At 35.0% G+C, this 22528-nt stretch carries 22 protein-coding genes; 20 read left to right on the top strand and 2 right to left on the bottom strand.

Going from position 1 to position 22528, the window contains the following annotated elements:
• Positions 1-117 precede the first annotated feature (117 nt).
• On the bottom strand, positions 118-1923 hold the full coding sequence (locus Q0R51_RS05980; protein ID WP_294757357.1) for a DUF4041 domain-containing protein: 1806 nt from the start codon (positions 1921-1923) through the stop codon (positions 118-120).
• Between the two features lie 1335 nt (positions 1924-3258).
• On the opposite strand from Q0R51_RS05980, the gene Q0R51_RS05985 reads away from it, so the two are divergent.
• The 8 genes from Q0R51_RS05985 to Q0R51_RS06020 all read left to right on the top strand — a co-directional run bounded on the left by Q0R51_RS05985 (position 3259) and on the right by Q0R51_RS06020 (position 10440).
• Complete coding sequence (locus tag Q0R51_RS05985; protein WP_294757358.1) at positions 3259-3405, top strand: hypothetical protein; 147 nt, start codon at positions 3259-3261, stop codon at positions 3403-3405.
• A 189-nt stretch (positions 3406-3594) separates the two neighbouring features.
• Positions 3595-4296, top strand: coding sequence for a BspA family leucine-rich repeat surface protein (locus Q0R51_RS05990; protein ID WP_294757360.1), 702 nt, complete (start codon positions 3595-3597; stop codon positions 4294-4296).
• An 18-nt stretch (positions 4297-4314) separates the two neighbouring features.
• Positions 4315-4617, top strand: a complete 303-nt coding sequence (locus tag Q0R51_RS05995) for a hypothetical protein (RefSeq protein WP_294757361.1) — start codon at positions 4315-4317, stop codon at positions 4615-4617.
• 74 nt (positions 4618-4691) lie between these two features.
• Positions 4692-5471: an SLAP domain-containing protein gene (locus tag Q0R51_RS06000; RefSeq protein WP_294757362.1), complete on the top strand. Its 780-nt coding sequence runs from the start codon at positions 4692-4694 to the stop codon at positions 5469-5471.
• Between the two features lie 402 nt (positions 5472-5873).
• Positions 5874-7475 carry an ABC transporter ATP-binding protein gene (locus Q0R51_RS06005; protein WP_294757363.1) on the top strand — a complete coding sequence of 534 codons (1602 nt, stop codon included), beginning with the start codon at positions 5874-5876 and terminating at the stop codon, positions 7473-7475.
• A 117-nt stretch (positions 7476-7592) separates the two neighbouring features.
• Complete coding sequence (locus Q0R51_RS06010; protein WP_294757366.1) at positions 7593-8441, top strand: sce7726 family protein; 849 nt, start codon at positions 7593-7595, stop codon at positions 8439-8441.
• Positions 8438-9367: a sce7725 family protein gene (locus Q0R51_RS06015; protein WP_294757368.1), complete on the top strand. Its 930-nt coding sequence runs from the start codon at positions 8438-8440 to the stop codon at positions 9365-9367. The genes Q0R51_RS06010 and Q0R51_RS06015 overlap by 4 nt, the downstream gene beginning before the upstream one ends.
• Positions 9364-10440 (top strand): RES family NAD+ phosphorylase, encoded by a 1077-nt coding sequence (locus Q0R51_RS06020; RefSeq protein ID WP_294757369.1) that lies wholly within the window; start codon positions 9364-9366, stop codon positions 10438-10440. Before Q0R51_RS06015 ends, Q0R51_RS06020 begins: the two co-directional genes overlap by 4 nt.
• Positions 10441-10564: 124 nt before the next feature.
• Here the strand turns inward: Q0R51_RS06020 and Q0R51_RS06025 are convergent, their stop codons facing one another.
• Entirely contained in the window at positions 10565-11917 is a 1353-nt protein-coding gene (locus Q0R51_RS06025) for a Mur ligase family protein (protein WP_294757370.1), read from the bottom strand.
• Between the two features lie 145 nt (positions 11918-12062).
• Between Q0R51_RS06025 and Q0R51_RS06030 the strand changes: the two genes are divergently transcribed.
• The 12 genes from Q0R51_RS06030 to atpD all read left to right on the top strand — a co-directional run bounded on the left by Q0R51_RS06030 (position 12063) and on the right by atpD (position 22467).
• Positions 12063-12662 (top strand): thymidine kinase, encoded by a 600-nt coding sequence (locus Q0R51_RS06030; protein ID WP_294757372.1) that lies wholly within the window; start codon positions 12063-12065, stop codon positions 12660-12662.
• A 17-nt stretch (positions 12663-12679) separates the two neighbouring features.
• Positions 12680-13768 carry a peptide chain release factor 1 gene (prfA, locus tag Q0R51_RS06035; RefSeq protein ID WP_294757374.1) on the top strand — a complete coding sequence of 363 codons (1089 nt, stop codon included), beginning with the start codon at positions 12680-12682 and terminating at the stop codon, positions 13766-13768.
• Positions 13761-14609, top strand: a complete 849-nt coding sequence (gene prmC, locus Q0R51_RS06040; protein ID WP_294757376.1) for a peptide chain release factor N(5)-glutamine methyltransferase — start codon at positions 13761-13763, stop codon at positions 14607-14609. Before prfA ends, prmC begins: the two co-directional genes overlap by 8 nt.
• Positions 14609-15613 (top strand): L-threonylcarbamoyladenylate synthase, encoded by a 1005-nt coding sequence (locus Q0R51_RS06045; protein ID WP_294757377.1) that lies wholly within the window; start codon positions 14609-14611, stop codon positions 15611-15613. The genes prmC and Q0R51_RS06045 overlap by 1 nt, the downstream gene beginning before the upstream one ends.
• A gap of 85 nt (positions 15614-15698) precedes the next feature.
• Positions 15699-16328: a uracil phosphoribosyltransferase gene (upp, locus tag Q0R51_RS06050; protein ID WP_046324708.1), complete on the top strand. Its 630-nt coding sequence runs from the start codon at positions 15699-15701 to the stop codon at positions 16326-16328.
• A gap of 117 nt (positions 16329-16445) precedes the next feature.
• A complete protein-coding gene (atpB, locus tag Q0R51_RS06055) occupies positions 16446-17159 on the top strand; it encodes a F0F1 ATP synthase subunit A (RefSeq protein WP_046324709.1) in 714 nt (237 codons plus the stop codon).
• Between the two features lie 18 nt (positions 17160-17177).
• The gene (atpE, locus tag Q0R51_RS06060; RefSeq protein WP_034981200.1) at positions 17178-17402 is read left to right on the top strand and encodes a F0F1 ATP synthase subunit C; all 225 of its coding nucleotides are present in this window, start codon (positions 17178-17180) and stop codon (positions 17400-17402) included.
• A gap of 42 nt (positions 17403-17444) precedes the next feature.
• Entirely contained in the window at positions 17445-17957 is a 513-nt protein-coding gene (gene atpF / locus Q0R51_RS06065) for a F0F1 ATP synthase subunit B (RefSeq protein ID WP_294757381.1), read from the top strand.
• On the top strand, positions 17957-18505 hold the full coding sequence (gene atpH / locus Q0R51_RS06070) for an ATP synthase F1 subunit delta (RefSeq protein ID WP_294757383.1): 549 nt from the start codon (positions 17957-17959) through the stop codon (positions 18503-18505). The genes atpF and atpH overlap by 1 nt, the downstream gene beginning before the upstream one ends.
• A 14-nt stretch (positions 18506-18519) precedes the next feature.
• On the top strand, positions 18520-20031 hold the full coding sequence (gene atpA / locus Q0R51_RS06075) for a F0F1 ATP synthase subunit alpha (protein ID WP_294757384.1): 1512 nt from the start codon (positions 18520-18522) through the stop codon (positions 20029-20031).
• Positions 20032-20042: 11 nt separating this feature from the next.
• On the top strand, positions 20043-21005 hold the full coding sequence (locus Q0R51_RS06080; RefSeq protein ID WP_294757386.1) for a F0F1 ATP synthase subunit gamma: 963 nt from the start codon (positions 20043-20045) through the stop codon (positions 21003-21005).
• Positions 21006-21027: 22 nt separating this feature from the next.
• A complete protein-coding gene (atpD, locus tag Q0R51_RS06085; RefSeq protein ID WP_294757388.1) occupies positions 21028-22467 on the top strand; it encodes a F0F1 ATP synthase subunit beta in 1440 nt (479 codons plus the stop codon).
• Positions 22468-22528: the final 61 nt, after the last annotated feature.

Raw genomic sequence — 22528 nt, forward strand, 5'->3', positions numbered from 1 at the left:
ATATGCTAAAAATATTACTACAGGCGCTATTAAAGCAGTTAAAGCTTGTTTAGATAAATTAGACTTAAAAATATGACCTCCAAAATTGTTTCAATTTCGGGGGTCATATCTTCTCTATTAATCTTGTTTATCTTTTTCATGTTTCTCAATATATAGAGTGTCACGGTATTCATAAGCATCAGGATATTCGTTGAAATTAAAGGTTAATTCCTTATGCTCAGCAAGCATTTCTTTAATCTTATTCATTGGAATTTTAAAATATTCTTTTCGTTTATTAACTCTATTTACTCTTTCAGTATCAAATCGCTTATGTAACTCAGCTTCCAATTTAAATGCATTATCGCTAAATACTATTGCATTCACATCAAAATTAAAGGGTACCGAAGCACTTCCAAGTTCTTTAATTCTTTCCATTGGATCTAATCTCCGAGTCACGCCAATCTTATAAACATCTTTACCGAAAGAACCAATGTTAGAAATTATATAAACATATCCGGCTGTAGGGTTTGAAGCTCTATCGTTTAATTTTTCTTTTCTCTGGCGAAGGTCATCGAGCTTTTCTTGTAATTTCTCCAATTCATGTTTGAGAGCTAAAACTTCAGCTGTATCTGTAGTATTCCTTAGTTTATCCGCTACACGTTCTTTTGCTTGAGAATAATGAGTCTCATCTTTTTCATACTTAGCACGCTCGGATTCAATTTCTCTTTGTAGTTTTCTTTCTTCTCTCTCTCTTTCTCTTTGCTCACGTAATTCTTCTTTCTCTTCTTCTTTCTTTAATTCATATTCAATTGCAATGTGCGCTTCATCCAATTTGCTATCAAGATAATTAGTAGTTAACCGGACTCCATTGGGTTCATTTAATTTGTTTAATTGGGTAAATGACGTGTTTATTTTCTTTTCTATAGTTTCGATATTAGCTTTAGTCACTTTATTAATTGCAGCTTCGGATTCTCCATTAAATGACCTAACCAACTGTTTAATATTTTTCTTTTGCAACGATTTTCCTTTAGCTAAAGAGTTATCTAGTGTCATGGGCCTAAAAATTTCACCAGCTGTATAATTTCGAATCATAGCTTTTTGATCAGAGCGAACTTCAGATAGCTTGCCCTTATATGTACTTGAGTTTGAAAATTCATAGCGAGGTTTATAAAGCCCATAATTTTCATAAAGTATTTCATCTGATAAGTCTACAATTTGACTATTTAATTCAGTAACTTTTTTATTAAGTGACTTTATCTTAGTCGTAAGATTATCTTCTTCATTTTTCTTATTTAGCAGTATTTTATCAAGATCATTTATTTTACATGTCTTTTTTTCAATAAGATTATCCAGTTCACCTGGTTTCATTTGGCTGACGCTTAATTTTAAATGAGCCTTCTTTTTTAATCTATTATTTTTTATTTTTAATTCTTCTAGTTCTTTTTTTAAACTATTATTTTCCGTATTTGCAACTTCTAATTCTTTCTTTACTTTCCTAACATGGAAGAAATCAAAAAATGAAATATTTTTTGAGAGCGATTTTTTATAATTAGACTTTTTTTCTCCATCAGTTTCTCCATCGAGAGGATTACTGTTTTGTTGCTTAGCTATTTTTCTAGTTAAATATGGCTTGACTGCCTCTTGCTGAACAGTTGCTTCTTCTTTAGAATCTTTGTCGACTAAAATCCATCCTTGAGCTTTAAGTTCTTTGTATTTGATTTTATTGTAAAAAACAAAAAGTATTACATTAGTTAAAAATAATGCACTATTCCATGGCGTAAAAATTATTATTGAATCGACAAGAAAAAAAATCACAAACCATTTCCAGTCTTTTTTATAGATTAAGTAAAAAATGTTGAATAATAATGCCGCCCAATTAACTCCTTGACCAACTTTTTTGATTTCTCCTGTATTAGGATTTTTAAAATTGATTGAATGATTCATAAAATACTCCTGATTTTTTAAATTAGCATAACGATTACTTTGACATTATAAAAGAATAAATTTTTAACAAAACTTTACATTATCATCAAACTTCTAATAAAAAAAGCCGTATTGTTGTTATAAAAACACCAGTTCTTTGAAAGTGCTTGAATTGTTAAACAGCGTATTCACAACCAATTCCAAAAAAATGAATCCGCTTTACGTTCTTTTGAAGTTGACAGATTGTTACAATAGTCAATGACTCCAATATGGTAGTCTTCATTAACTATGTGATTAATTTTATGGCCAAGAACGAAGTCAAATTTATTAGGATTCTTCGTGTCAAAAATGACTGAAATTATCCTATTCCTCAGAAACGTAAACCCAGTTTCTTATGGCTTGTCTTGTGCATTGTTGTGTTTGCTGAAAAATCAAGCATGTACTTAATTGAGCTGCTTTCCGTTATTATCTTCTTCATCAATATCAGCATTCATTACTTCTTTCACTATTTTCAAATACTTTTGGGAACATGATTACATCAATAAAAGAATGCTTGGTCATGTACAAGTCTATTACATCAGAATCCTTATCCTTAGAAGGATTATCAGTATATCCAAATAGACAGCTCATGGGAGTAGATAAGATCTCGGCAACTTCTTGTAACTTGTTTATACTGGGTATACATCTTTTCTACGCATAAATAGAAATTGTTCCAATCCCAGCCATGTCGTTAACCTTGGCCAGAGAATAATGTCTCTTTTTAGTTAGTTCTATTATTATTTCAAACATTGTCACAGCAATAAAACCTATCTAATACTGAAATTAAATTAAAAAAATTTGCTAATTTTCTATTGAATTATTTAAGTAAATCAACCTCTGCAATTGCTTATTGCTATAACTGCATATTAGTATATTCACTAATATGTGTCAAAGCGTTTTAGTAATTTACTGAAAAAATTTTATAAATTCAACATAAGTAAGAAGTTGAGAGTATATCTATTTAACAAACTTTAGTCTGTGAAAAATAAAGGGTCTTTTGTTACATATACATATAAATTGAGGTAGTCCGCCAAAGTTGGACAGTTATTGGCTTAGTAAAGTTGCTAAATATCGACTAGCTGGCAGTTAACTTTGAAATTTATGTAATATTACATAAACTGATTTAATGTGAGAAAAAATTAATTATTGATAAAAACTGGTAATGTCTTAATTTTATACATGTTGATATTATATTTATATACTATTCATATATTTTATAATTAAGCAATAACAAATGCACTGATAAAGCTTTGTTTTATAGTAATTTTTGAATATAAAATAAGTTATTTAGGTACTTTAAATTAAGGGTATAATAATATGAATACGAAGATAACAAAAAGAGCTTTAATAAAAAGCAGTGTAGTTGCTGCAACTTTAGGAATACTATTTTTATCTAACAATATTGTCATTAAAGCTGATAGTATAACTGGAGATCAATTAACTAGTGAAAAAACGAAAGATTAACTGCAACATATAAAAAATATTAATCTAGATGGTAACGCAAAATCCTCTCTTGAAAATCAAACTTCCACAAATAATGAAAATACCAAAACGGGTGAAGGAGAAATTAAACCTCAAGATGGACCAACCATTGTTAAGAGTGGTAAATGGGGAGAAAACGGTGCGGAATGGAAGTATGCTTCTAATAACTGCTTGAAAATTGAAGGTGGAACGATAAAAGATGTTGACAAAAATGAAGGCGCATTTGCAGACCAAGATATTTTGAAAAGTGTAAAAAGAATTGAATTTGAGCAGCCTCTCAAGTTAGAAGGTGATTTTCAATACTGGTTTGAATACGTGAAAGACCCACAAAACGAAAAAAACCAACGTTTAACCAATCTTACTGAAATTAGTGGCCTTGATAATATTGATACTTCAAAGGTAACAAATATGCGAGGTATGTTTTATGCCAGTAAAATCACATCTTTGGATTTATCAACTTGGGATACTTCGTCCGTAACAGACATGGGCTATATGTTTACTGACATGTTTTCAGACGGAAATGATGGTCTTTTAAATGTTGGCGGCAAGTTTGCGGCTACCTCGAAAAATGTCAAAGATATGACGTACATGTTCAATGGTTGTGCTGATTTAAGCAAAATTAAAGGTATTGAAAATCTAAATACCAGTTCAGTAACTTCAATGGAAAACATGTTCCATGGTGATTATAACTTGACTGAATTAAACCTAAGTCATTTTAATACTGAAAATGTCATCAATATGCAAGACATGCTTAGCTATTTAGTTAGTCTTGATTATTTGGACCTCAGCTCATTTGATACTACCAAAACAAAAAATATGACAAATATGCTCGCAAATGATGTTTCAGTTATGATAGCTATTATTGAAATTTGAAAAGTTGTTCCAAAACCAGTGTCCGGAATTACGACTCTAGTACTAGGTACGAAGACAAAATTAAAACAAGAGACGGCTTTAAGTGAACCCAATCCTGCAATAACACCAAACAAAGATAATTTTATCAATAAATGGAGATTAGTTGGAAATGATCGTGAACCCCAGTTAACAACTAAGGATTTACTTCAAAAGACCCAAGATGGAACATTAATATCAGGGCATACACTTGGAAAAAGAAAACTACACCGCCAAATAATAACGACAGCTCTAATCCCAATATCATTCAAACACCTGTTCCCACTGAAACTGGTAACCAGATAGATAATAATAAAGAAACTGAAAAAGAAAATAATAACAATGATGTTGTTCCTGGTAATAGCCAAAAAGTGACTTTAATGCATAATGCTTATTTTTATGATGATAATGGTAAACGCGCTAATGGGATTATTTTAGGTATTGGTTCAATAGTAAATACATATGGCACAACAACTATCACTGGTCGAGAATTTTATAAAATAGTTGATAATAATAAACAATATTATGTTGCTGTAGGTAACGTACAACCGACTGTTCAAAAATTGAAACGCAATGCCAATATTTATAATCAGTATGGCCAACATGTTAAAGGAGCTGTTAAGCTCGAAAAAGGTGAAAATATTAAAACCTATGGTGCACCAGTCACTATGCAAGGACTAAGTTATTACATTATATCTAGAAACCGTTTTGTAAAGACTAAAGATATAACTTTAAATATAAGTAACATTAATAAACCTGAAAAGATACCAGCTAATAAAGCCTTAAAAACTTCAACACAACCAACGGTCAAGAAAACCGTCATGCATAATGCATATTTATACGATGAAAATGGTGCTAGGGCTAATGGACTAATTGTCATTGCGGGCTCTGTTATTGAAGTTACTGGTCAAAGAGTAATTAACAATAGAAGTTACTACGAATTTGAAAATGGTCTGCTTATAGCTACCGGTAATATTGACGGCACACAGCATAATCTGAAACATAATTCTTATGTTTATAATCAATACGCGGAGCGAAAGAGTAAGAAAATTCTGAAAAAGGGTTTGAACATAAATACATATGGTAATTCAGTAACAATGAAGAATCAGAATTTTTATATCGTAGATAAAAACAATTTTATCAAAAAGTCTAATTTTTAAAAGTAACTTCTGAAATAGGATTTGACTTCAGATACTGTAATATCTTGTTTTGTAGGTGTATTTAAATTTTAGTTGCCATTTGATCTAAAAAATACTACCTAAATAAAACTTGAAGACTGTTTTTACTGTAATAAACTTGTTCGCAACTCTATTACTTAAATAGAGTTGTGTATTTTTTGTTTCTACGAATATTGTCAATTGGTTTGGAGATAATAGAAAGTCCTCTACTTTATAAGCTTATTTCCTCCTCTTAGAGAATTTCATTTTTTCTCATACACCTATTTATTAGCCCACTTAGTTACAAATTTCGACCTCTTACTCAAAACATATTGTTAACTCATTTTAATTTTGTTTTAATAATACACAACAACAAAGAATAATTTTGAAGGGTGAGGTAAAGCCATGAATAAAAAAGAAGTAAATGTTACAGTAAGGTGGGTCTTAAGCAATCTCAAACCATGGATGATATTTTGTTTATTTATCTTTGGTGTTACTAGTTCTTTTGAAGGAGTATTAAATGGTTACATTTTAGGTTATATTCCCAGGCTTAATGTCAAGGATGGTCGCAGTTTAATCGTATTTGGAATTGCCGCAGTTTTATCATATCTAACCGTTTATATTTCTCTTTTCTTATTTTGCCTGTTAATGCAAAAAGCAATTCAATTTTTAAATGAAAAGATAAAGGCTATATATTTCAGAGCAAATTTTGCCAGTTCATTTAACAATCCGAATTTAGATTCATCTGATGTTTTGAACAACATGACTAGTATTTCCAAACAGATAGAGGAAAAGTATTTTGAACCGCTTTTATTGCTTTTTCAAAGTTTGATGACAGTCATATCTTCTACAGTCGTAGTATTAATGACTAATCCAGTTTTAGGTCTTGTTTATCTAGCTCTTTCTTTCCTGTCACTTCTTCCCAGTTATTTGGGTAAAGAAAAGATGAAAATTAAGACAGACATGTGGAGTCACTCGAATTCAAACTTTTTAGCGATCACACGTGACTTATTTGCAGGACGCTTTGAAATTACGAATTTTGGTGTTAAAAAACTATTTATGCAGAAATTTGATCATTCTTTGCATAATGAGGAACAAAGATATTACCAATTAAATGCTTTCCAATATGTTCTGCAGTTTATTTCCTGGCTATTTGCCATATTAATAACTTTAACTCCGATTTTCATAGGGCTTTGGATGGCCAAAAACAGCATCTTAGGGGTCACAGTAAGTACGATTCTTACCTTGACTCTGACTGCGGATCACGTGGTTGGTGGCTTTCGGCAGCTAACTAATTTTGAAACTCAAATTCAAAGTACAGAAGGAATTAGAAAGATTTCTTGGACTGAAACAAAAACGGATCAAGAAATTACTCAGCCAGGAGCTGACAATAAACTGGTTGTTGAAAACCTGTCGGTTAAACGTGGTGACTGGGAAATTTTTAAAAACCTGTCTTTGAGCCTAAGTGAAAACGAAAAAATGATTATTACAGGACCTTCGGGTATTGGCAAATCGACCCTGCTAAATGCAATAGCAGGATATATTCCAATTGAAAAAGGTGAAGTAGAATTTGGCGGACACAAATTGAAGTATTCAGATTTTGTATTTATTTCACAGAATATTTGGCTATTTGCAGGAACAGTTCGTGAAAATCTTTCTCTGTTGCAAAATTTCACAGACCAAGAATTAGTTGCTGCTTTAAATAAGGTAGGTTTAGGCAAAGAGCTTGGTAGCAAAGCATTAGATTTTAAAATTAAAGAACAAGGTAGCAATCTTTCAGGTGGACAAGCGCAAAGACTGGCCATTGCCAGAGGACTGCTGCGTCATAAGAAGATCTTTTTACTAGATGAAATTACCTCTAGCCTGGATCATCAAAATGCTGATGAAGTACACCGCTTAATTTACCAACTGCCTTCAATTGTTATTGAAGTGGCGCACAACTTTAACGAAAAAATAGCACAAGAAAACAACGTCAAGATCTTTAACTTAGCACAAAACTATGCGTAGAGTCTTAACTTATTTCTTTAATTGACTCTTTTAAAAATTAGACTTATCCACACTAGGTTTAATACCACTTGAGATTGTAAGAATAGCCATTTATAATATTTTTAAAGGAGTTATATAATGGATTCTCTAATTAATCGTGTTTTCACAAAAACAAATATAAATCAAATTTTGACTAGCGGAAAAAGTGTGATCAATGAAATAATAATTGATAAGTATTCTCTTTCAAAGCAAATTGAAACTCAAGAGGACGCTTTTAACGCCATTTATAATTTCATGAAAAGAAATTATCGTAATGAATATTATTATAAGAATCAGTTATTAAATAATTTATTAATTGGTAGACATAGCTTAAATACAACTAGTGCAATTAGAGAACTCCCGATCAGTAATTCAATTGCTGATTTCATTCTAATAAATGGTAAAGCTCAAGTTTTTGAAATAAAAAGTGGACTAGATAGCCTAAAAAGACTAACAGGCCAACTGCAAGATTATTATAAAGCATTTACTTATGTTAACGTCATTATGGATGAAGTTCATCTAAAAAAAGTGGAAAAAGCTGTACTTAATAAAAATGTAGGATTATATGTTTTAACTAAAAGAAATACTATAAAGAAAATTCGAGAAGCAAATGAATACAATAATCTTCTTGATCATACAGTAATATTCAAAATATTGAGAAAAAAAGAATATGAAGAAATTTTGTTGAAATATTTTGGTAAATTATCAAGCGCAGATGATTTTCATTACTTTAGAGATAGCTTAAAAATATTTAAACAGCTACCGATTGAGGTAGCTCAGCAGGAATTAACTACTATGCTTAAACTCCGTTATCTAAATAAATATAAGGATAATAATTCGTTAATATTAAGTTTTTCTCCTGCCTTAAGAGAAGTAATTTATTTTTCCGATTATCGGAAAAAACAAATTGAAGAACTAAATCAGAGACTACAGGAAAAATATGAGTGAAAGGGGTTAAAATTATGTACTTTCCATACTTACGCGGAAAATTATTTGAATTAAAGGCGATTGAAGAACTAGTTAAGAATAAAAAGATTAATAATAATATTGTGCCGATTATTGAGCCTGTAAATGAAAAGTCACAATTTGAAAGACTAGTGCTGTACATGATAGATAACAAGAAAAAATTTGTTGCTATTCAAAACGCTCAGGTGGGATCCTATAAGAAAATTAATACAAAAGAATTTAAGGATGCTAGGAACAGCAAATTCTTTATCAAAGGTAGAATCATAAAATCGCAGTCTGATATTGATATATTACAAAAAATGTCTACTGAAGAAACTGCGGCTGTTTTTCTAGATTCGGATATTTTTAATTTAGATGTTTCAAAAATCGATAACGATAAAGTGCTTAAAATAATACCAGATAATACATCTTTTAAAATGAAATTTCAAAATGCAAAAAAGCTTATTTTATTAGATGACAAGTTTAATAAACAGGAACGTAACGCAGATTATTTAAAAAAGAAAGATGAGTTATTTTCAATAGATCATCAAATCTTTAATAACGCTGGTTACTTTGGTTTTAGTGATTATTCAATAATTGGAAAGGAGTACAATGACCATGGTTTTGCACCATTAGCTGTTTCAATACATTTAGTTTATTTTGGTGACAAGGATGAACTTCGAATTCGTCACTTTACTTCTGATAGTAATGCGGATATTAGGGATCCAAATGGTAAGGTACTTGAGGCTCTCGAAAAATTTGCAGTTTGGTATGATAGGCAGCCTAAGAAAAATCATTCATTGGGAGCTGATATTTTAAGAGAAAATTATGATACCAAACTGTATCACGGATTAGGGGTACTAAAAAAATACTCAATTATGCATCATTTAGAAATTATGAATAGATATTTAGATGAAAGAAAAAAATGAAAGTTTGTGTCAAATGTTTTAAAGATACTGATATAATAGAAAGAATTAAAAGAATTAACCATAAAGATGTTTGTGACATTCATAATGAAATAGATTATATTTTTGATACTAATTCAGATATTGGACTTAAGGATGATTTTGAGAATCTTTTGTCAGTTTATGAAGAAGATGTAGATGAAAAATATAAAAATTCTGTTCATTTAACAAATACTTTTAGCTCGTTGGAAAAAGATTGGAACATATTTGCAATTAATGCAGAAGAAATACAAAAATTTTTGACTGCTCTCTTTAATAATAATTTTCCAGTGGCATCAATTACAATAATTCCACAGTTGGAATCGAAAAGTGAAAGATGTAATCGATCAATACTGGGCAATCATAGCTGGAAGGATTTTTGTAAAGATATAAAATATCATAATAGATTTTATAATAATTATTTTCGGCCGGATATATTTTTAAAATTTTTAGAGTGGACGAAAATTATTATAAAGGCAGGGACAATTTTTTATCGTTCAAGAATAGATCATGAAAATAAAAGAAAAAATTATCAAAGTGGAGATATGAAAATACCCCCTAAAAATCTTGTTTCTGCTGGCAGACTAAATTCTACTGGAATAGGAGTTTTATATTTATCAAGTAATAAGTCGTTAACAATTGATGAAATTAGACCCGCTGTTGGAGATGTGGTAGTAACTGGGAAATTTACATTAAAGAAAGATTTAGAAATTGTTGATTTAACGAAACTAGATAACATTTCAGTATTTGGTAGTAGTATGGATCCAGAATTTTTAATTGACTACCAAATAAATCGCGATATTCTTAATTCAATTTGTGAGGATATGAGAAAACCAAGTGGAAGTCAATACAACTCTTTAGATTATTTACCCACTCAATATATAAGTGATGTTATAAAATCACAATATAGTGGAATAAAGTACGGTAGTGCAATGACATCAAAGGAAAATCAAGATTATAATTTAGTAGTATTTGATGATAAAGATGTTGAAGTTGATATTAGTCATTTGTCATTTAATAAGATAAGTTCAGTGAATTACAATCCTATAAAAATATAAATTAATTCTTAAAATTTGAATTATAAACAAAATACAAAATAAAAACAACCCGCAAAATGTTTATTCGTACATTTTGCGGGTTTTTAATTGCCATTATTCAAAACAATAATTATTTGACTATTTTTTACATCCCAGCCTTAATTATTTTCTTATCAGCCATGGTTTTACGTAAAGAGAGCATAGCGGTATAGGTAGACAAAATGTAAACCTTTTTCGTCGGCAAATTGGCAATATTGGCGATTACTTCCTCATTATCTGTGCAGGTAACCATTTTACCGGGGTCAAAGCCGGCAACTTCCAGACGAAAGCCCATGTCGTGCCAACGCTCTCCACCAACCAGGATTTTTTTAATTTGATCGTGATTCAAGTCTTCAAACTGACCATCCCAAATCCAGGAAGTGTCGATACCATCAGCGTGGTTGGCATTAAGCAAGGCTACTAATGAATAATCATCTTTTTCAGTGTTAAGCATGTGCAGCACCTCATCTAGACCAACCGGATTTTTAACTAAGATCAAGTCAATTTCTTTTCCTTCATATTTAATTAACTCTTGTCTACCAAAAATACGCTTGTTTTTAGCAAAAGCCTGAGTGATTTCATCTTCACTGAGGTTAAAATAGCGCGCCACTGAATAAGCAGCCAAGGCATTATAAATATTGTAGGTACCACCAATGTTAATAGTATAGTTTTTACTGCCCATTTGAAACACAAGTTTATTCGGTGACTGCTCAATAATCTTGTTCACAGAATCGGTTAATTCAGGTCTGTGATAGTTGCAGTGAGGGCAGAAAAAATCTCCTAAGTTGGCATAAATACGCTCGTGATAATGTAAGATATGATTACAATTAGGACATAAGATGCCATCAGTATTGACAGGAGCCTTACTGTCATTTTGCGGCTCATCACTTGAAAGGTTAAAACCGTAATAAATTTTCGGATTAGGCAAGTCGACTGAAGAAAAGATGCTGGCATCACCATTAGCTATAATAGTAGCTTTAGGAGCTAATTTAATTCCATCCACAATTTTTTCGTAAGTAGTGTAGATTTCCCCATAGCGATCCATTTGGTCGCGGAAGATGTTCGTAAGAACAAACACGCTGGGGTGAAGTAATTCCGTCACCATTTTGACATTAGCTTCGTCAACTTCTAACACCGCAATTGGTCTTGCCGCTTTTTTCTTTTTATGAGCTAAAAAAGCCGTTACAATTCCTTGTTGCATGTTGGAACCTGAAGGGTTGGTTAGGACATCACCGTATTTTTCTCTTAATGCCGCCACAATTAGCGCTGTAGTCATGGTTTTGCCATTTGTTCCTGTAACAACAACTGTTTCATAACCTTCAGCCAGTGTTTTTAAAATTTCAGGATCCAGCTCCATTGCCAATTTGCCGGGAAAACTAGTCCCACCTTTTAGAACATTATGTAAAAACCAGTAGCTTGACTTACCCGCACTTTTTGCAATTACAGATTTAAAACTCATATTTTCCCCTCGCTTTAAAATCATTATCAACTATAGCATAGCCATAAACCGAAAACGAGTTTTTATAACCATTTAACTACACATATTTTATTTTTACATTATACTAGATAAGTTAGGTGATTTTAAATGAAACAAAGGAGCAAAAATGGCACAATTATTTTTTGAGTACGGCACGATGAGCAGCGGCAAAACTTTAGAAATACTGAAGGATGCTCATAACTATGAAGCTCAGGGTCGCAAGATTGCTTTGTTAACCAGTAAAATTGATAATCGTAGCGGTGTAGGCACTGTGGCTTCAAGAATTGGACTTCAGCGAAAGGCAGTTCCGATCGACCATGATTTTGATATTTTTGCTTATATAAAAAAATTAAATGAAGAAGAAAAGGCACAAGGTGATGGCGCAATCGCCTGTGTTTTTGTCGATGAAGCTCAGTTTTTGGAACGTCATCATGTGGTAGAATGTGCCAAAATTGTTGATGACTTATGCATTCCTGTCATGACTTTCGGCTTAAAAAATGACTTTCAAAATAATTTATTTGAAGGAACCAAGAATTTGTTGATTTTTGCTGATAAAATAAAAGAGATCAAAACAATTTGCCACTACTGCGGTAGAAAGGCTACAATGAATCAACGGATACATAATGGTAAACCAGTTTACGAGGGTGAACAGGTTCAAATTGGCGGGGATGAAAGTTATTATCCAGTTTGTCGGTTTCATTATTTTCACCCTCATCAAACAAGATAGGAAGGGATTAGAACAACATGGATAAAATTATGGCACAGCTTGAAAGTCTTGTTGCTCATTATGACGAATTACAAGAAATGATGGCTGACCCGGAAGTTATCAATGATACCAAAAGATACATGGAAGTTTCTAAGGAAGAGGCAGATTTACGCGATGTAGTTGAAAAATATCGCAAATATAAGGCTGATAAAAAAGAAATTTCTGATAATAAGGATATTATTGCAAACGAAAGTGATTCAGATTTGGTTGATATGGCCAAAGATGAAAATGACGAGTTAGAGCAAGATATTGCAAAACTTGAAGATGAAATCAAAATATTAATGCTGCCCAAAGATCCTAATGACGATAAAGACATTATTATGGAAATTAGAGGGGCAGCTGGTGGTGATGAAGCTTCCTTGTTTGCCGGAGACTTGCTCAGAATGTATGAAAAATATGCAGAAAGACAAAACTGGCAGATTTCTATCGTTGACAGTGAGCCAACTGAAGTTGGTGGCTATAAACGAGTTGCCATCATGATTACCGGTAATAAAGTCTATTCTAAATTAAAATATGAAAATGGCGCTCATCGCGTGCAGCGTGTTCCGGTAACTGAATCTCAAGGCCGCGTTCATACTTCAACGGCTACGGTTGCCGTCATGCCAGAATATGAACAGGTTGACCTTGACTTGGATCCCAAAGATATCAGAGTTGATGTTTACCGCTCCAGTGGTGCTGGCGGCCAGCATATTAACAAAACTTCCAGTGCTGTGCGAATGACTCACTTGCCTACGGGCATTGTAGTGGCAATGCAGGATCAGCGAAGTCAACAGCAAAACCGGGAGAAAGCCATGCAGATCTTGAAATCGCGTGTTTATGATTACTATGAAAGTCAAAACCGTGATCAGTATGATGCTAAGAGAAAAAATGCTGTGGGCACTGGTGACAGATCTGAGCGCATCAGAACTTATAATTACCCGCAAAACCGGGTAACTGACCACCGTATCGGTTTGACTCTTAATAAGCTTGACCGGATAATGAATGGTGAACTTGATGAAATCATTGATGCTTTGATTTTATATAATCAAACAAAGCAATTGGAGGAGTTGGCTGAACAGAATGTCTAAGATTGACACTTTAAAAAGCCTAAGAATCTGGGCTGCTGAAACTGCACCAGAACAAAGACCGGAAGATATCGCTTTTTTACTGGCTGAAAGACTGCAGCTGAGTCCTAGTGAATTTCAGTTAAAACAGGACATGGAATTATCACCGGACCAAATTAAACAGGCACAAAAAGACGTGCGCAAGTTGGCTAAAGGGATATCACCTCAGTATGTATTGGGTTATTCCTGGTTTTTTGGCTACAAGATTTTAGTGCAGCGCGGAGTTTTAATTCCCCGTTTTGAAACTGAAGAACTAGTAGAATGGGCTTTAACAAATCTGACTAGTGGTGATAAAGTACTTGACTTAGGAACAGGCTCTGGCTGCATTACTGTAGCTCTAGCTAAAGAGGCTGCTAAAGAGCAGATTACCGATCTTGATTTATATGCTTCTGATGTCACTGATGCTGCATTAAGAACTAGTGAAGAAAATTTTTTGATTCATAAAGTTGATGTTACTGTTAGAAAAGCAAACATTTTAATTGGCCTGGAAAAGTTCGATAAAATCATTTCTAATCCTCCCTATATAAAGGAAACGGAAAAAGATATGATGGATCAAAATGTATTGCAAAATGAACCCCAAAAAGCGCTTTTTGGTGGGAAAAATGGTATAGAATTTTACCAGAAGTTTGTCAAACAAGTGCGTGATCACTTAAACAGCGGGGGAGAGTTTTTCTTAGAGTTTGGTTTTAGTGAAAAAGACCAGCTGGCAGAGTTATTTGGACGAGAGCTGCCGGATTTTACCATAGAATTTAGAAAAGATTTAGCTGGAAAACCGCGTATGGTTAAGGGAAAGTGGAATAAATAATGGAAACAAAAATTTTTTCACAGGATCAAATAGATGATGCAGTCAAATTACTCGCTCAGGGTGAATTGGTTGCTTTTCCGACAGAAACAGTCTATGGCTTGGGTGCCATTGCCACAAATGAACAGGCTGTAAAAAATGTTTATAAGGCTAAGGGACGTCCTAGTGACAATCCGTTAATTGTGACCGTTTCTGATGCTCAAATGATGTCTCATTATGCTAAAGAAGTGCCAGAACGTGCTCAAAAATTAATCAAAAAATTTTGGCCAGGTCCTTTAACTCTTCTGCTTTATGTTAAACCTCACAGTTTGCCTAAAGCTGTAACTGGTGGCCTTGATACTGTTGCCTTTCGCTGCCCCAATGATGACTTAACTCATGAATTAATCAGTCGATTGGGTTACCCTATTGTCGGACCTTCCGCAAATACTTCTACTAAACCTAGCCCAACGACAGCCCAGCATGTCTATCATGATTTAAAGGGCAAAATTGCAGGAATTATTGACGGCGGTCCCACAGAAGTGGGGTTGGAATCAACGATTATTGATTTGTCTGTAGCTACGCCAATTGTTTTACGTCCTGGTGCAGTTACTCCCGCAGAGTTAAGTCAGGTTTTGGGTGAAACAGTTTTGATTAACAGTGGTAAAGTTGCTGATAAAGATGTTCCCAAGGCCCCAGGAATGAAATACCGTCATTATGCTCCGAGTGCACCCGTAGTCGTGGTTGATGATCCAGAAGACTTTGCAAACATTGACTTAACAAGTGCAACAGGAGTAATGGCATTAACAGATGTGCTGGAAAAAATTAAGCTGCCGGCCGCAAATAAATTTAATTTAGGTAAAAACTTGTTAGAGGCTGACCATAATTTATTTGGTGGTTTACGCTACTTCGATGATAAACCAGAAATCAAGCAAATTTTTGTGCAGGGATTTAGTGGCAGCGAGAGTACTTTGGCATATATGAATAGGCTTAATAAAGCGGCTGCAGGTCATCATTATGTTAAAGAGTAAAAATTTTAGTAGCAAGGGACTTTAAACCCTTTGCTTTTTTTATTAAAATACACGTAAATGTATTTATGTTTATAGGAGGAAAAAGATGGGCAAATTTACGGTTTTGAATCATCCGTTAATTCAACACAAGTTAACAATTATCAGGCGTAAGGAAACAAGTTCCAACGAGTTTCGGAGAATAGTTGGTGAAATCGGTGGGCTAATGACTTACGAGATTACCAGAGATTTGCCTCTGAAAGATGTTGAAATTGAAACGCCAATTGGCAAGACTACCCAAAAAGAGATTGCCGGTAAGAAATTGACCATTGTGCCAATTTTACGTGCTGGTATCGGTATGCTTAATGGTGTTATGGAAATGATTCCGTCAGCCAAGGTGGGAGTAATTGGTATGTATCGTGATGAAGAAACTCTTATGCCTCACGAATATTTCTGCAAAATGCCTAAAGATGTTGCAGAGCGTGAATGTCTTGTGGTAGACCCAATGCTTGCAACTGGCGGCTCTGCTAATATGGCAATTGGTGCGCTTAAAAAGCGGGGCGTTAAAGTGATTAAATTAGCTGTTCTTGTAGCCGCTCCTGAAGGTGTCAAAGCTATTCAAGAAGAGAATCCTGACGTCGATATTTATGCTGCTGCCGAAGATGAAAAATTGTTGCCAAATGGTTACATTACACCTGGTTTAGGAGATGCAGGTGATAGATTATTTGGTACCAAATAATCTTTTTTATGTAAATTAGTTGCAAAATACGCTTACATTTTTCACAAAATTATTGAATGGTGTTAATATTGTATGAGTGTTCGATAATATGGGCACGAGAAGGGAGGTCACGAAGAATTGGAGCAATCATTTGTTTTTAAATTTCTGGGTTTGACATTTGATCTTTCTGGGATCATTGGCTCAACTTTGATGGCAGCTGTAGTATTATTTGTCTGCATCTGGTTATCAAGAAAAGTTGAGATGAAACCAAATAAAAAGCAAAATATCATGGAATATTTGATTGACTTTACTGATGGAATTGTTAAAGACAATGTTAGTGATGTTGATGCACGAAAGCACCTTTCGCTTTATGCTTTTGTCCTTTTTATTTACATTTGGTTTATGAACCAGTTAGGCCTCTTCTTAGAGGTTAAAGCGGGAGACAATATTTTTGTAAAATCTCCCACAGCAGATCCGGTAACGACAATGTCGTTTGCAATGATGACCTTGCTTCTTTCATTCACATTCGGTATGCAGAAATTCGGTACTGGTGGCTACTGGCGTAATTATGCCGAACCTGTTAGTTTTCTTTTCCCGATCAATATGATTGAAGAAATTACTAACTTTTTGACATTATCTTTGCGTTTATATGGTAATATCTACGCTGGCGAAGTGTTATTAACTTTAATAGGTAATAGCTTTGCTCCTAGCTTTGGTGTTATCACTTTGGTGTTAGCAGCACCGCTTGCTATGATCTGGCAAGGATTCTCTGTCTTCATTGGCTCTATCCAGGCATATGTTTTCGTAACTTTATCCATGGTTTATGTTGGGAAAAAAGTTACAAAAGAATAATTTATTGGAGGTTTAAATATGTCACAAGCTTTTAAATATATCTCAGCAGCGATTGTAGCTGGTATTGCTGCATTGGCAGCTTCTTGGGGTAATGGTAAAGTTATCACTAAGACAGTTGAGAGCATGGCCCGTCAACCTGAAAGTGCTGGTAACTTGAGATCAACAATGTTTATCGGTGTTGGTCTGATTGAAGCCGTTCCTATTTTGGCGATTGTTGTTGCTTTCCTGATTCTCTTCGTTTAATTTTATTTAAAATAATTTAGGTAAAAGAGAGAAGGGCAGTAAATGACATTTCAAATTTTATTTGCAGCCTCGGCAGGTCATATTTATCTGGGTAATACTATCTGGTATTTAATTGTTTTTGCAATTTTACTTATTTTGGTTAAACATTATGCTTGGGGACCTGTTTCCGACATGATGGAAAAAAGACGCCAAAAGGTAATCAATGATCTTGATTCAGCTGCAGACAATCGCAAAAAAGCCGAAATTTTGGCTAATGAGCGTGAAGCTGCCTTGAAGAACTCAAGACAAGAAGCAACGCAAATTCTTTCTGACGCAAAGGCAAATGCTGAAAAGACCAGCACGCAGATTGTTGCGGAAGCTAATGATAATGCGGCTTCGATTCATGAGAAGGCAAAGGCAGATGCTGCACAGGCTAAAGCAGATGCCGTAAATGAAGCTCGTGCACAAGTTGCGGATATTTCTGTTACGATTGCAGAAAAAGTAATTGCGAAGAATTTATCTGCTGATGACCAAAAAGATTTGGTTGATCAATTTATTAAGGGGCTGAATAAATAATGGCCTTAAGTAAAGCAGAAATTGCTGCACGTTATGGTACTGCACTATTTGATTATGCAGAAGATATGGCTGCTTTGGGTACTGTTCATGCAGATATGCAGGAACTGGCAGAGGCTATTTCCAATTATCCACAAATTTTGCAAGTTTTTAGCGACCCAATTTTTAATAGTGCCGAAAAAGCAAAATCGCTTTCTGCGATTGAGCAAGGTCTGTCAGAAGAAGTTCAAAATTTTTTGAACCTGCTACTGGATTATAATCATTTTTTGGAATTGCCGAACATTATCAATTGTTTCAATGATTTGTATAATAAAAATCAAAAAATTGCAACGGGAGTTGCTGTTTCAGCAGTAGCGTTGGATCAAACACAATTACAAAAATTAGGTACTAGTTACGCTCAGAAATTTAATTTGCGCAAAGTCATTCTCACCAATGAAGTTGATCAAAGTATTATTGGTGGCGTAATTTTAAAAGTTGGTGATTGCGTAATCGATGGGTCAGTCAAGAACAAACTGAATAAGATTCGTGCGCAGTTAATTAATAAAAATTAAAAGAGGTGAAACCATTGAGCATAAAAGCAGAAGAGATTAGCTCTTTAATCAAGCAGCAGCTTGAACACTATGATGATAAACTCGACATTAATGAAGTTGGAGTTGTAACATACATAGGTGATGGTATCGCCCGGGCTCACGGATTGAACAATGTTTTGGCCAACGAACTATTGGAATTTGACAATGGTTCATATGGTATTGCACAAAACCTTGAATCAAATGATGTTGGTATCATTATTCTAGGCAATTTTGATGATATTCGTGAAGGTGACCAAGTCAAAAGAACCGGTGAAATTATGCGTGTACCGGTTGGTGATGCACTAATTGGTCGCGTGGTAAACCCTTTGGGGCAGCCGGTTGATGGACTTGGCGAGATAAAAACGTCAAAGACTCGTCCAATCGAGGCTTCGGCACCGGGTGTTATGGAACGCCAGTCAGTTAATCAACCGCTGCAAACAGGTATCAAGGCTATTGATGCCTTAGTGCCAATCGGTCGCGGTCAGCGTGAGTTAATTATTGGTGACCGTAAGACTGGAAAAACTAGTTTGGCAATTGATACTATTTTGAGCCAAAAAGGTCAGGATGTAATTTGCATTTATGTCTTTATTGGTCAGAAGGAATCAACTGTTAGAGCACAAGTAGAAACTTTAAAGCGTTTTGGCGCAATGGACTATACAATAGTTGTCGAGGCTGGGCCAAGTGAACCTGCGCCAATGCTATATATAGCACCATATGCCGGAACAGCTATGGGTGAAGAATTTATGTATAACGGCAAAGATGTTTTGGTGGTTTTCGATGATCTATCAAAGCAAGCTGTCGCTTATCGTGAACTTTCTTTGCTTCTTCGTCGTCCGCCTGGTCGTGAAGCATATCCGGGTGATGTCTTTTATTTACATTCACGTTTACTTGAACGTAGTGCAAAATTGAGTGATAAGCTTGGTGGCGGTTCAATGACGGCCATTCCATTTATTCAAACTGAAGCAGGAGACATTTCAGCTTATATTCCCACTAACGTGATTTCAATTACTGATGGACAAATATTCTTGCAAAGCGACTTGTTCTTTGCAGGTACCCGTCCTGCGATTGATGCTGGTAACTCAGTTTCACGTGTTGGTGGTAGTGCCCAGATTAAGGCTATGAAAAAAGTTGCTGGTACTTTACGTACCGACCTGGCAGCCTTTCATGAACTTGAAAGTTTTGCTCAGTTTGGTAGTGATTTGGATCAAGCAACTCAAGCTAAGCTTAACCGTGGACGTAGGGTGGTTGAAGTGTTAAAGCAGCCACTTCATACACCAATTCCGGTTGAAAAACAGGTTATCATTCTTTACGCCTTAACTCACGGCTATCTTGATTCCGTTCCAGTTGATGATATTGCCAGGTTTGAAAAAGAGTTATATGACAATTTCGATACTAATCATGCAGATTTGCTAGAGCACATTCGTAAGACTGGTGAATTGCCGGATGAGAAGAAATTACAAGAAGCAATTTCTAAATTTGCGGATAGTTTTTCACCAAGTAATAAATAGGAGGTAGTTAGATGCCTGCATCTTTACTTGCGTTGAAGAAGAAAATAGCTTCAGTTAAGCAAACTGGTAAAATTACTGAGGCCATGAGAATGGTTTCGGCGTCAAAGTTAAACCAAACTGAAAAGCGGGATAAGGGTTACACGATTTACAATGATCACGTACGGCAAACTTTATCGCGCTTGATGAGTGCTGAAGTCGTCAGTCATTTGCGTAAGGCACATGTTGCGATTGATGAAGACAGCATTAGCAAAATCGATTATGAAAATGTCTTTGGCTTGGGTGTTGTTTCCGATATGGTTCAAGCACGCAAAAAGGTCAATTCTACTGGTTATTTGGTCATTACCGGTGACCGCGGTCTTGTTGGTTCTTACAACAGTGCTGTCATCAAAAACATGATGGGATTGTTTGAGGATTCGAAGGCTGAACATAAAGATATTAAGGTTTTGGCTGTTGGCTCAGTCGGTGCTGATTTCTTTAAGAAAAACAATCTGAACGTTGTTTATGAAAATGACAGTATTAGTGACGTACCTACTTTTGATGAAGTTTTACCAATTGTTTCAACTGCAATCAAAATGTATTTGAACGGAGTTTATGATGAATTATATGTATGTTATACTCACCACATCAATTCACTGTCATCTGCATTTCGGGTTGAAAAAATGTTGCCAATCGTTGACATTGATATAGGTGTCAAGGAAGCTGAAGCACATCAAGATTTGGAATACGATATCGAACCTGATGTTAATGCTGTTTTAACAACACTAATTCCCCAATATGCCCGTTCCACTATTTACGGTGCTATTCTGGATGCCAAAACTGCTGAACATGCCAGTTCAATGACTGCTATGCAGAGTGCTACGGACAACGTTGATGATTTGGTTTCGAGTTTAACTACTAAATTAAATCGTGCAAGACAAGCAGAAATCACTACTGAAATTACTGAAATTGTCAGTGGTGCTAACGCTTTGAAATAATTAAGAAAAGGAGGTAGATGTTTTGAGTGAAGGTGAAGTTGTTCAAGTAATCGGCCCAGTTGTCGATGTCAAATTCCCGCTTGACAAAAATCTGCCTGATATTGACAATGCTTTGCGCGTCGTTAAGTCGGACGATGAATCTGTTGTCCTCGAAGTAACACTAGAGCTTGGCGATGGTGTTTTAAGAACAATTGCAATGGAATCTACCAATGGTCTTAGACGCGGAATGAAGGTTGAAGACACTGGTGGCCCTATTTCAGTACCGGTTGGTAATGATACCTTAGGACGGGTCTTTAATGTTTTAGGTGATCCTATTGACAATGGCCCTAAATTTGCAAAAGATCATCCTCGTGACAGTATTCACAAGGATGCTCCTAAGTATGATGAGCTGACAACAAGTCAGGAAATTCTTGAAACTGGTATTAAGGTGATTGATTTACTTGAGCCTTATGTCCGTGGCGGAAAAGTTGGATTGTTTGGTGGTGCCGGTGTTGGTAAGACAACGATTATCCAAGAACTAATTCATAATATTGCCCAGGAACATGGTGGTATTTCAGTTTTTACTGGTGTCGGTGAAAGAACACGTGAAGGTAATGACCTTTACTTTGAGATGAAAGCATCTGGAGTTTTAAGCAAAACTGCCATGGTCTTTGGTCAAATGAATGAGCCGCCTGGTGCCAGAATGCGTGTGGCACTGACAGGGTTAACGCTGGCGGAGTACTTTAGAGATGTTGAAGGTCAAGACGTTCTGCTCTTTATCGACAACATTTTCAGATTTACTCAAGCTGGTTCGGAAGTTTCAGCTTTGCTGGGACGGATGCCAAGTGCCGTTGGTTATCAGCCAACCTTGGCAACAGAAATGGGTCAGTTGCAGGAAAGAATTACTTCTACCAAGAAGGGTTCTATTACCTCAATTCAAGCGGTCTATGTTCCTGCTGATGACTATACTGACCCGGCTCCAGCTACTACTTTTGCTCACCTTGACGCTACTACCAATTTGGAACGTAGTTTAGTTGAGCAAGGTATATACCCGGCTGTTGACCCGTTAGAGTCTACTTCAAGTGCCTTAGATCCTGAAATTGTTGGCAAAGAGCACTATGAAGTCGCTACTGGCGTCCAGCATATTTTGCAAAGATACCATGAATTGCAAGACATCATTTCTGTTTTGGGAATGGATGAATTATCTGACGAGGAAAAGGTTATTGTTAGCCGTGCTCGTAAAGTTCAATTCTTCTTATCGCAAAACTTCTTTGTGGCTGAACAGTTTACTGGTGTGCCTGGTTCTTATGTTCCCATTAAAGAAACGATTAAGGGCTTTAAGATGATTTTAGATGGTCATTTAGATGATCTTCCAGAAGACGCATTCCGTAGTGTAGGCCCAATTGAAGATGTTTTGAAAAAAGCAAAGCAAATGGGTGTAACTCCGAGTGATCCTGAAGCTAAAGCATTATTAGAAAAGTAAGGTGATGTCAAATGGCAGATCCAGAAAAACTTTTTATGGTAAATGTTGTAACTCCAGATGG

The organism is uncultured Lactobacillus sp. (assembly GCF_946477725.1).
Classification (GTDB): domain Bacteria; phylum Bacillota; class Bacilli; order Lactobacillales; family Lactobacillaceae; genus Lactobacillus.